Origin of the sequence: Mucilaginibacter sp. 14171R-50 (assembly GCF_010093045.1) — a bacterium.
Taxonomy (GTDB): domain Bacteria; phylum Bacteroidota; class Bacteroidia; order Sphingobacteriales; family Sphingobacteriaceae; genus Mucilaginibacter.
Genome location: NZ_CP048115.1, coordinates 2,984,461 through 2,996,131, shown reverse-complemented (window position 1 = coordinate 2,996,131; position 11,671 = coordinate 2,984,461). Strand labels below are relative to the sequence as shown.

At 38.8% G+C, this 11,671-nt stretch carries 8 protein-coding genes; 1 reads left to right on the top strand and 7 read right to left on the bottom strand.

What is annotated here, in order from left to right; all coding sequences use genetic code 11:
• Positions 1-24 precede the first annotated feature (24 nt).
• The 7 genes from GWR56_RS13640 to GWR56_RS13610 form a co-directional block, all read right to left on the bottom strand.
• The gene (locus GWR56_RS13640) at positions 25-408 is read right to left on the bottom strand and encodes a hypothetical protein (protein ID WP_162431782.1); all 384 of its coding nucleotides are present in this window, start codon (positions 406-408) and stop codon (positions 25-27) included.
• A gap of 562 nt (positions 409-970) precedes the next feature.
• Positions 971-1,447 (bottom strand): hypothetical protein, encoded by a 477-nt coding sequence (locus GWR56_RS13635; RefSeq protein ID WP_162431781.1) that lies wholly within the window; start codon positions 1,445-1,447, stop codon positions 971-973.
• A gap of 704 nt (positions 1,448-2,151) precedes the next feature.
• A complete protein-coding gene (locus GWR56_RS13630) occupies positions 2,152-2,748 on the bottom strand; it encodes a hypothetical protein (protein WP_162431780.1) in 597 nt (198 codons plus the stop codon).
• Positions 2,745-3,518, bottom strand: coding sequence for a response regulator (locus GWR56_RS13625; protein ID WP_162431779.1), 774 nt, complete (start codon positions 3,516-3,518; stop codon positions 2,745-2,747). The genes GWR56_RS13630 and GWR56_RS13625 overlap by 4 nt, the downstream gene beginning before the upstream one ends.
• Complete coding sequence (locus GWR56_RS13620) at positions 3,515-5,878, bottom strand: hypothetical protein (RefSeq protein WP_162431778.1); 2,364 nt, start codon at positions 5,876-5,878, stop codon at positions 3,515-3,517. Before GWR56_RS13620 ends, GWR56_RS13625 begins: the two co-directional genes overlap by 4 nt.
• A complete protein-coding gene (locus tag GWR56_RS13615; RefSeq protein WP_162431777.1) occupies positions 5,875-7,374 on the bottom strand; it encodes a hypothetical protein in 1,500 nt (499 codons plus the stop codon). The genes GWR56_RS13620 and GWR56_RS13615 overlap by 4 nt, the downstream gene beginning before the upstream one ends.
• The gene (locus GWR56_RS13610) at positions 7,374-9,677 is read right to left on the bottom strand and encodes a hypothetical protein (protein ID WP_162431776.1); all 2,304 of its coding nucleotides are present in this window, start codon (positions 9,675-9,677) and stop codon (positions 7,374-7,376) included. Before GWR56_RS13610 ends, GWR56_RS13615 begins: the two co-directional genes overlap by 1 nt.
• Positions 9,678-9,987: 310 nt before the next feature.
• On the opposite strand from GWR56_RS13610, the gene GWR56_RS13605 reads away from it, so the two are divergent.
• Positions 9,988-11,607: a thiol-activated cytolysin family protein gene (locus GWR56_RS13605; RefSeq protein ID WP_162431775.1), complete on the top strand. Its 1,620-nt coding sequence runs from the start codon at positions 9,988-9,990 to the stop codon at positions 11,605-11,607.
• Positions 11,608-11,671 lie beyond the last annotated feature (64 nt).

The following is an 11,671-nucleotide window of genomic DNA, read 5'->3' as shown; positions in this document are numbered from 1 at the left end:
ACGTCAAAACAATCAGGACATCTTTTAGCGCGTCGTACAGATTGCTGAAAACAGTTTTAAAAGAAATTTTTTAATTTGCCTAGACTTTGTCAAAATCGCTTCCATCCGCCGCATTTGTTCTTCGTATCCGGAAATTTTTGCGTTTTCATTTACGCCATTTGAAGAACCAACGACCCGGCTATTGGCCACTCGTTTAGTGTATTTACCTATTTGCTGGCGGATATCAAACAGCCTGGCAGAATTAGCCGAGCACTTATTGATCAGTTGAACCTGTAATCCATTGAGGTGCTTCAACATCTTCACGTCATCGATGAACTCGTTTTTTTTTATGGCATCCTCAAGCATCTCGATATGTGTCAAACTTAATTCGCCACCAGATGACTCCGGTTGCTCGCATCTGTCTTTCATTAGATATTTACACTGATGAAAGAAGGCGCTGCAGTTAAACAGGAATTACAGAAATCACCGGGTAGGTTTTCCATTTCATTCTGCTTGACGCTGTAGATGAAATTAGAGCTATTGATATCAGGAATGCTAAATCCCTCTTTAAAAGTGTTTGTCAACATGAAATAATTTGGCTTATGATTAAGGTTTATTACGGAAGTAATGCATCGGATTAAAAGTACAAAAATTGTTAATTTTGATGGCATAATGTACAGAAACATTATCCGTATTTTTAATGGGGTAGCTATGCACTTTGCAAGATTTTGTCGTCACTGTTAAGCATGAGACTGAAGGTGTACATGCTCGCTAAAATTTTGTATGTAATCACTAAGATTTTATAGGATAAAACCAAGATTATAGATCCGTGCAACAAAATTTCGTCACATTTTTATATAATTTTGTGACATACATTCCATTCATCAGGAAATAACAGGTCAAATAAACGCTTTACAACCACGCATTATCTTGTTCCTTTCTTCGAGTCCGAGTTTTTGTACAATGCCATTAATGAATGACTTATCCGTTCTCAGTGCCGCCCACCTCTGGAACCGCTCCCACCAACATGCCTGACAGAACCTCCGGGGGTACTCCTTTTCACATAAGTTTTATTGCCATTCTTATTGATATAATATTTACCCCCTCTGGAGCCAGTTTGTATCGTAGCATCGTAACCGCCGGAAGATGCCACACCGCCTGTATGGTTAGATTCGTAGCTCGCGTAAGTTTCATTGTAATATTTAGGATTGAAACCCGGAACCAGGCTTAAATGAACAGATGGTGCCCAGTACCAATTCGCATCATTGTGGAACCTTACTCGCCGCATACCGTGCCGGTCACTCCCCCTAAGCAATAACATTGTTCCAACCGGGACATTGAAAGCCAGGTCACCGGCCCCTTCGCTCTGATAAAGGTCAATTGGCTCCGTAGTAGCGGCCACATAATAAGTATTACAGCCAGCCAACGCTGATAAAAATAACAGCGTAATAAAGAAGATTTTTTTCATGATCTGAAGGTTTGGTTGTGCTAATATACTGGAAATAAACATAATTATTTATCAAATAACAAATAGTGTCCTATATGCTGGTAAAAATCATCATTAACCACTATACATGGGCTTAGTGCCAGACGGTTTCAATATCCTAGCGTTGAGCTTAAATGTCAATCCAGGATCGATTGTTACGTCAGTATTCATATAATTTAGAAATGCATCTTTTTTATAACGAATCTACTTATTTCGAGCTGCTATTAAATTTTCCGAACGTTCCTTGGCTTTGCTCTTTCAAATTTGATCTAAGGTTGTTCCCGTAATAAATGTGCCTTGGAATTTACAAATGATTTGAATTTATAAATTTGGAATTCAATATTACATGCGCCAACAGACATGGTTAATATTATCCGAAATTATTAGCCATTTTCGACACACCGATAGAGTACCCATATCTGATAGAGGCTAATACATTTTTTGTCCGGAAGTTTAATCGGATTTTTCAGCCTTTTTTACGCCAATATTGGAAGACCCCAAAATTACAAGAACTATGAATTCAAAACTGCGTTGAAGTCGAAACAGGCAGTTCAAGATGAATGAATTTGATCAACGGCCTTTAATCTTTTTTGAAATAGTGTGGTAAAAAAATTTCTATCGACCGTTTGTCATCTTATAGAAAGAACCTCGAAATCATTGCCTTAGGTACTAGTATTAACAGATCGTCATTTACCTTTTTGCGAACGATATTTGCCAAGCTTTTCTAAAGCCAAAATTTTTATTTTCAATGTTATAATAGAATCTCTTTTTTCTAGATTATACTGCTGCAACAGATTGATCCTTATGGCATTAAGACTGTCATTTTTACTTCTGACCGCCTCAACTTTTTGAATTTGTTCTATAGCTAGTTTATTTTTATTGCTGCTCTCTAAGGAGTGTTTATCACTAAGCCATCCGCCCCAACCAATCAGTAAAATAGAGAGAATGAGGAGTAGGAACATGGCAAAATGTTGAGAAGCCATTTTTTTATCTCGATTTATATAGTATTGTGTTATTTCAAGCCTGGCGTTCAAACTTTTATCTTTTTCAAAGTCCTTCTCGAAACCTTTAAATCGATTAGTAATGTTTACACTCATCAGTAAACCGATTCCGACACCTGCCAGCGCTGCAAGCAATACACCTCGGCTATACCAATCCATGCTGAATAATTTATTTAATAAAACGAGCAGCGTACTAGTCAGCAATGAAAAGTACACGGAACGAAGCCAGTCTAAAATATTAGGACCTAATTTTGCCGATGTTCTCAAAAAAAAGATTTTCATAGTTTTCTTAATAATTCTTCTAGTTTTTTACAGGCAATTTCACATTCATCATTTCCAAACTCCCCTTGGCTTGAGTAACGAATAATTGTCTCACATAAATTTACAAGCGTCTTATTCTCACCAGTGTTCTGCGTCGTTAAACTTTTCATATTTTGAATGATAACTGTGAACTGATTAACATGAGGTATTAAAGATTTATTATGTCGATATCTACTCAAACCGTTTTGATTCGTCTCGATCTCTTCAAATTTTTTAATGATCGGAAGTAAATAATGACTCTCAATGATGGGAACAGATTCATTCAAAAGTTCTTTTATCTGGGATATGACGTTTTGTTTAAAATATTCCGGTTCTAAAATTTCTTCACCGCTGTAACCTTTGGATACCCACCGAACCGGTGCTTTCACTTCAGGTAAATATTTACATACATCAACGTGATTCTGCTCGGTCCGGCTTAAAAACAGGATCGGCTGAGTCATCATTTCCTTTCTCAATTTTTTGGCGAGTTGTATCCCGTTTTCGGCACTATGGTTGCCGACCAGTATATGGTCAATGATCAAAAGATCGGGCTTAAACTCTTGTAAGTCCTTGATTACGGACTGTAGCGCCTCAGCCTTCTGTTCTTTGCTGTAACGCGTGTTTAGGTGGATCCGCACTTTATCCAGAAAGTTCTTGTAACGGGTATAGTCCGGAAAGAGTGTATATTCTTCCAATAAGCCGCTAATCACATCAAACTGATCATATTGATTCTCTATTATGGCGATCTTCATGGCTCTGTGTATAAAACAAGCTTAACCGTAAATCTGGAGAGTTCTGCAGAAAGATAGTCCTCTTCAAATGACATAGAACCTATCTCAAATTCGGTTAGCACTGTATTGATCATTTCTATACCAGATGAATAGTCGTAACGCTTGATATTTTTCTTCTCTTGAATCTTCTGTAGCTCACCGCTTTTTAAACGTGGACCTGTGTTACCTATACTTAATTCGAGCATTTGAACTGTCTTTTTAACCGTTATCCAGATTCGGTTCGTTGTAAATGACTCTTCGTAACCTTCATGTGGCATATCATCTAAAAAAAGCCATCTGTTCTTTTTGGCATTGACTAAAATCTCAAAACAGAACATGTTAAGGAGATCCTTGTCAAACTGAAAATCAATCGATTCTGGATCCAATGTTACTTGAACGTCTTCGGCACTTAGTGTTTCTTTATTTTCTATTTCCTGAAAGCCGAAAATATCGGTCGCCATTTCCACCAGATCTTTTTTGAAATAGGAGGTATTTAATGCACTAGGTTTGGCCTTGAAGAAACTTTTAAAGATTCGATTAATACGGCTGCTTGCTATACCAATGCGATTAGCCTCCCGAAATTCCTCCTTTTTATCAATAAGTAAGCGCTGAACTTTAAGCAAAGTATAGGCGATCTCCTTATAATGATTATCTTCTCTTAGCGCTATATTGAGGAGCATTTCTTTACCATGACCGCTTAGGATTGACATCTTTTGCTTAATTTCCGCGAGCTGCCACTTTCTAAATTCATCACTTTCGTGGTGATTCTGTATAAACTGACTGAACGATTCTCTCAAAAGGATCATATAACGGGCCACGTCTACCTCTGCAGCTGACAAAGGCTTATCTGTCGTGTAATAAAATCCGATAATAGCTTGCGGCTTCTCGCTCCTTTTAGTGTAACTCCGCTTGCTAAGCCGTACAAGCATTAACCGTTGATAGCTCTTAGACACAACATTAGGTGAGAGTGTTGAAATGGGTTTCAATCCTTCTGGAGTATAAAGATCGTTCCAATTCCCATCACCGTCCCGTCCAAGTTCAATGATCGTTTTAAATTCTTTTAAGGACGAAGCCCCGTTTGCCTGCTTTCCGTTTAAAAATTCTTGGAGAAACAACATATCTGAAGTACCCCATTTCGTACTATCAATCTCACGGGTACCCTGCGCGTTTTTATCGTATGCGAAAAACGGATCATTTTTACTGTCATAGACAATCAGAAAAGAGCCCGAAACACTGATTTGATGATCTAACAATATATTTTTGAGTTTACTCATAATGAAATCGGTCTTATCATCAAGGTCAATCTGATTAAACCGGTCGTTGGCAAAGAAATATCGCAACCACAGATAATTGAGTAAACTGTTATTCCTTTCGATTGGCACACGGCCAATAGCGCTGAAATAATTGTTCAGCGAGAGGTACTTTTGATGGTAGGATATAGACGTTTTTTTTAAAAAATCTGCTATGGGCTTGTTAGGATAAATGATGGGCTCTTTTTCGAGACTCTTTTTCCCTCTTTTATGATAAATTGACATCCACCCATTATCCTGGGAGATATTCTCGTAAAATGCATGAATAGTGAGGCCACTTTCTTCCCGCAGCACTCGCACGATCTGGCGGATATGCAGATCATCGCATTTGTCCAAGACTTTCAAATTATGTTCCAGTCGGATACAACGAGACTCATTTTTAAGTAAAAGCTCTTTAATTTGTGCCGCATAAAATACGTAGAACTCTTCCAGACGATTTTTGATCTCCAGATGCCGTTCCGCCAAAAGACCAGTACTGTTGACCGTGTAAAATTCAATTAATTTGGGGATACCATCTTTTTTGTAAAGTTCGATAAGAAAACCGAAAAATTGTTTGGAAAATAAGTAGTTAGAGTTTAGCAAACCGGCACGGCGAATCAAAAACTTGAGATCTTTAAACGTGGCATAGGTAAATTTGCCAGCTTTAATTTGGATTTTGACTTCCTTTTGAAAGTCGGTCAATAAGTAGAGGACCCAACGGAAAACGTTTGTCCGTAAAGGTTCATACTGAGTAAAAGGTGACTGGGTGAGCACTTTCAGATATGCAGCCTGTTCATTGCTAATTAATGAATCGGTTTCGGGTTCCGGAGCAGCATCGTTTGCCGGGGAATGCGTATAACGTCCCAGATCCTGAAGAAAGCTTTCAAAAGTGAGCAATTGTGGTTTTTGAACGACGGTAAAGTATTCATACACGCGGTGTGTCGCCATAAGCATATCCAAATGGCGTGATATTTTATCAGGCGAAAAATGGCGGCCATGCCGGTTCTGGTCTGTGTTTAATTTCCTTGCCTGATTAAAAAAATGCACTTTCAAGCTATCCAGGAATGAGTTTCCGAAAGACGCAAATAACGTGCTTCTTCTAATTCAAGCGGGGAAACTTCATCATGTTTCAGGGATGTGTATAAATGCAAATTTGCAAAAGCATACATACCTTGCTGACTTACAAGACGTTTTTTGATGCTTTGATATGTAAATGACTGGCCCATGTTCACTAGGAAAAAACATCCCGAAACACCGCGTGACACATTTGGCGTTTGAATTAAGGTATTGTCCAAGAAATAATAGATTTTTTCAAAAGCGCTGCCTGATTTAAGCGCATCATCAACGAAATAAATCCGGTTTGCAGCGTTCAGCTCCCTGCCATAAACCATCCTGAAGTTTTGGATATAATCGTAAGCCGGATCATAATGAATAATGTTGGCCGAACCAGCAAACAATCGTTCATTAATCAGATTAATGAACGCCGCGTTGGAATAGTGGCAGGTCGAAATAATGATAACCCGGTCACTTTCGCGAAGTCCTAATTTCATTTCTCCATTTTCAAGGCCAAGCAGCCATTTCTCAACCTCGATTTTGTTCTTTTCAAGGAAATCCTCCGTATCGATGGCGTAAAGAAAATGCCTGTTATTGCGCATGTGATGTCCATAAGCAATCGCCACGCCCTGAAAATTATAGCGACGTCCCCGTTCTTCTTCGGTGAAAAGTCGGCCACGGGGTGGTTCAAATATAATAGATGGTGTGACAGCCGTCCGGTCTGTCTCATATAATGCCCGTTCGGTTAGGGGCAATTCATTTTCATCCGCGTCTACCGGTGCGCATAACTTACAATCCTCTATATTATGCCATTCCGTTGGAACATTTAAATAAAAACGTTGAATACGGGTGGCTTTCTTAACTGATGTCTCATCGAAAAAAGCACGTACAACTATTTCTTTTTCACCTGTTCTTTTTTTATCCCAGCCAAACATATCTTCTATGGTTCCAAGATCATCACTTAACGGCCCATTTGAGATATATAATACGTTAAAATGGGGTTCGAAAATGTAAAGCTTCGATGAATTGCCATTCTGTGCCCAAGACTGCTTTAGCCTTTCTTCTATTTTTATTGCGGTACTGAATGTAGTTGCAATGGGAACAATGATGACGGCATTACGCTTTACATTAAACGCTTTACAAAGGTTCAACGACTCCGCATCCTCAAATAAATTATGGGTTATCTTGTCACCGGAAATATGGAGTTTTGCCCGTAAAAATCGATCAACCAAGCTAAGCAACAAAACAGAATACATTTCGTAGCCAACCAGTGTCAGGCCGTTAGTCTTTACATCATTTAAACGGTCGGTCTCAATGATTCGGTCATAAATATCCCGAGCCAAGAGAAAAGCGATACGGCTCGCAAAAAAACCATTCTGAAAAAAACGTTTGGCATAATAAAAATCAGTAATATGGATTTTAGAGCCGATCCGGAAATGCGACTTTTGGATTTTAAAGCCTGGCAGGTCTTCTACGGTGGTAACAAGTGATTCCATTAACCTGTAATTTTTATTTGATTTTGTAATAGTACAGCGGCATTATGTTCAAACAGCGTCCGTCCTTCTTCTCCGTTGATCATTAGATCAAAAGGCAATAAGGTTGTTTTATTATAGAAAGCTACTGGTGTATTGGGCGACAACTTTTTATTATAATTTAAGACGGCTTTTTTCACTCGTACCTCATCTACAAGTACGGTAGAATTAAAGCTGGTTTGGTTGACTACCCAATTGAGATTTGCAAAATCCTCGTATGTCCTGCCCCATAACACATCTGTAAAATAAAAACGACCGTTTTTTGTTGGTATGTAACTGTAAACGATACTCGCGATCCGCACATTCCAGTAGTCAACAGTTCCTGTATTACTTGTGAACAAATCATTTATCTTGAGTAACAAATGGTAGAGATCCGTTTTTATATTCGCAATTGCCAGGGCTATATCGGGGAAATGCAATTCCCAGTTACCTGCTAACCGAAAAAGTTGGCTATCATCAAGTTCAACAACCGATAAGTCAAGTACAACCAGCAATTTTGAGGGATTTCGCTTATCAACATCAGTCATCGTTTTAGTGATTTCTTTCCATAATATTTGCTCATCACGTCTTAAAGAAACAGCTTGATGTAATGGTCTTATAATAGCTAGTTGAGGACTTTTACTATCGTTATATTTACTTCCAGGGTATTTGTAATCCAGTAGTACCTCCAGCCCTTTAAGTTCCTTTGACGACGTATCATAAGGTACGGTTATTGTGTGAGGCAGATGACTTTCGTAAGCTTCAGCACGTCGTATTGGCAGCACAATATGATAATTCGTTCCATAGCCAATAGATTTAACATCTGTTGAAATGGAATGATTAATAAATATTTCCGGCAGGCCGCCCTCAGCTGTGCTGCAAGCAATCAAAAGGCCGTAGTTTCGGACCATAAGCTGATCGAAGGTCATCAATCCAAAATGAGCGATGCTTCTTTTTAACTGTTGATTTAATATCGGCCCATGACCAAAAAGTCCACTGATTTGCATCGATTCAAGTATCATTTTATCCTCTTCCAAAAGTGAATAGATCGATTCCAAATCAGGATCTTCTAACAATTCATCAGTTGATTTGCGTAAAGTTTCAACCGCACCCATGGTACCCAGATCAGCGATATGCACATCAAAAAAAGCATCCGGTGCTTCCGACAATTTACCATCGAGGAACTTCCGGTACCCATCGTAAATATTTGCAGACATATCATCCAAAGACTGCAAATCTTGCCAGGTCTGCGTGCTGACGATACGGATGCTGATGGCACCTATGCCGGGTTTAGCATGATCACGTATATTTTTTGCCATTTCTCTGATACCGCTTACAAAATCCTTGGTAAAGTCCCAGAGTTGGTACAATTTGCTTATAAAACGTTCCTGATTATGAATATTAAGTTCATCTCTACCTGTGTCTACATCTTTCATAGCATTTGTAGAAAGGATCATATTGAACAACAATTGATGAAGCATTGAACGTTCCGCTAATTCGTCAAATAATGGCCTAATAGACCGATAATAGGAAAATGCTTCTTCTCCTTCTAACCTTCCTGCCTTTATTTTTGCCAGCTCATCCGCGCTCATCTCCACGAAAACTGCCTCAAAATACATCGGCAAAGCTTTTGCTTCATAAAGACTGTTATAAAAAGCGGCTTTCAATAAATTGGTCAAACTTTGCCGCCTTTTAGCAGGAACGGAGGCATTTCTTAATTCGTTATGTATATTGCTACGCAGTAAATCATTATCTGAAGTCCAGTTTACATTATCCGGAATTTCCTTTAGTGATGTGGAAGACAATTCCGGTAATCCTTGTCCGAAAGCAATATCCATCAATTCATCGTTATCCAAAACCACAATTGCGGGAATAATTTCTCTAGAAAAAACAAAATATTTATCAGGATAATCGGTCAGTCGCTGATCATCATTTTGAAATGAAAATTCTACGGCCTTTTTAGGAGAGCTCGCTAATCCGAGAATACTAAACAAACTTTTGCCACTCATGACGTAGGCATATGTCCCAAGTTGCTTCAAAGACATTTCTACTTTCAAATTCGAATAACCTTTAGGAAACCTGATTTCGATCTTCAATTTGGGAATTAGCTTATTAAAAATAAGAAAGTAAGCGATTAAGGCAGGATCGTAACCCTTTACATGAGCGATGGCTTCAATGATCAACTCTTCATTCTCTGTTTTACCAGCTGCCATATCCTTTACAACGGTAACGCAGCGCTCAAGGTCGCTTCGGCGGATATAGTCATCGCGAACTATTACAGTAGCCATAAATTGATTATAAAATGTGATTTGGTTAGGTTATTAAGCAATTGTGAATCTCATGCAAAATAAAAATTAATTTCATATTTCTATAGAATTGGATAGTTATATCTATTCGCTAACCGCTTATTTCAGAGAAAATAACGGACATTTAAGGTCTATTTAATCCCAAATTCAAGAAGGCAGTACGATCAAGCCTCTTCATATTCCTTTTGGGGAACTATTAAGACTGTAACTCTTCGGTCGCCGGCAATAAATTATCTGTATTTATTTGATTATTAAATGATTGTACCTACATTTAATAACCTAAATCAATATCATGAAAACTCAACAACAAAAAACTGTATCGCAGCACCGGGAACATAGTAGATCTATTTTTCGGAGAATCATGTTCCAATTACTTACGCTAATGTTCTTTTGTATCAGCAATGCTTTATGGAGCAGCTGTCGTTATGCTGTGCCAAACAAGGAAATGGAATCCAAGACAAAAAAAGACACGGTGATCACGCTGGATTCAACATCTGACAGTCGGGAGATTTGCAGAGTTGATTCAATACCGTGGACACCAGGAAGCAGTGAAAGCATATTACTGGATCCTCTCATGAATGTTTTTCCGGGCGCCGTATTAAGTGCCGAAAGTTTTGAAACCGGGAAATATATACTGCTGGACGATGATAAGCGAAAGCCCATAACATTTTCTTTGCAGGGGCCAATATTTAAAAAAAGTGCAATGGCGGTTAATGTAATGCCAAAACTTGCGCAGGTAGATGACGCCATAAACAAGATATTAAAAGATTCCGTTGTCGGGTTACCTCCTGCCAAGCTTGTCATTGAAGCGCATGAAGTTTACTCTAGAAGTCATTTGAACCTGATGTTTAAAGGCGAATACTCAGGAGGTATAGGCAGAATAGAAGGTGGTTTTAACTTTGATGATAAAACGGTAAAAGCAAGGTACCTTTTGGATGTGACACAAATTTACTATACTGTAAATGTCAACAATCCGACAAGCACCGGCTTTTTTAAAAGCAAACCCCAAGGTATAGGCGACTTCAGTCCAGTTTACGTTTCCCAGGTTAAATATGGCAGACGAATTATGATCGCCATCGAATCTAAAAGCAATATCCAGGGACGAGAGGCTGAATTAAAGGCCGAATTCGGCTTGTTTGCAAAATCAAAAGTTAAGTCCAGTTTAATTGATTCCACAATCAATAAAGAAAACTCTTTGAAAGTCTTAATTATGGGTGGTAACGCGGATGTTGCATTTGCTACTATAAAAGCTGTCGGAAACTCAGATTCCCTTTATGCCGCTATCGCCCGTGGTGCAAATTGGTCGCTTTCAAACCAAGCGATTCCCCTGGCCTATACCTTACAATATACACATAACGGCGCGGTGTTTAATATATCAAAAACAGGAAGTTATGTTGCACGAAGATGCGTTATAAAACCGGTTCATGAATTTATTTTAAACAATATTACAAAAAGCAACATCTGTCCGCAAGAACCTTACGGCGGAGATGACAGAGAATTTGCCGGGGATCCACACTTTACAAGCAGCATTAACCTAACCTGGGAAGGGAATACGATCATAGCAGAAGTTTATGGGCATTGGCAGGAAGATAATGGAAACACATCCGGAACGATTCCCAATCAAAGATTCGTTATCGCAACGGTACCCGATAGCTTGGATATCCTGGATATTACCTCATATAAAAGTTTCAGCCTTTCCGACATCAGGACCGCAGGATATGGCAATTATGAAATCCCACTTACCGTTAACGAAAAAAACTCCTGTGTCAGGGCCATGACCGTAATTGGTGACAGCCCATTATCTGACGACATGTATCCAAACGGATGTGTTGATGACATCCATACAAAAATTAAGAAGATCTCGTTCTACCCAATTAAACTTAGTGTTACTAAAAGGGTAATAAAAAAATAAGTTTGAGTACACAGACCCGTTAAACAAACTGCTCAGCCCGGTCGGAAACACATTGGTTCGGGCT

Excerpts from the sequence above, each read along its gene's own strand:
- GWR56_RS13635 (WP_162431781.1), bottom strand. The coding sequence starts at position 1,447 with ATGAAAAAAATCTTCTTTATTACGCTGTTATTTTTATCAGCGTTGGCT.
- GWR56_RS13605 (WP_162431775.1), top strand. The coding sequence starts at position 9,988 with ATGAAAACTCAACAACAAAAAACTGTATCGCAGCACCGGGAACATAGT.
- GWR56_RS13610 (WP_162431776.1), bottom strand. The coding sequence starts at position 9,677 with ATGGCTACTGTAATAGTTCGCGATGACTATATCCGCCGAAGCGACCTT.
- GWR56_RS13630 (WP_162431780.1), bottom strand. The coding sequence starts at position 2,748 with ATGAAAATCTTTTTTTTGAGAACATCGGCAAAATTAGGTCCTAATATT.
- GWR56_RS13625 (WP_162431779.1), bottom strand. The coding sequence starts at position 3,518 with ATGAAGATCGCCATAATAGAGAATCAATATGATCAGTTTGATGTGATT.
- GWR56_RS13640 (WP_162431782.1), bottom strand. The coding sequence starts at position 408 with ATGAAAGACAGATGCGAGCAACCGGAGTCATCTGGTGGCGAATTAAGT.
- GWR56_RS13615 (WP_162431777.1), bottom strand. The coding sequence starts at position 7,374 with ATGGAATCACTTGTTACCACCGTAGAAGACCTGCCAGGCTTTAAAATC.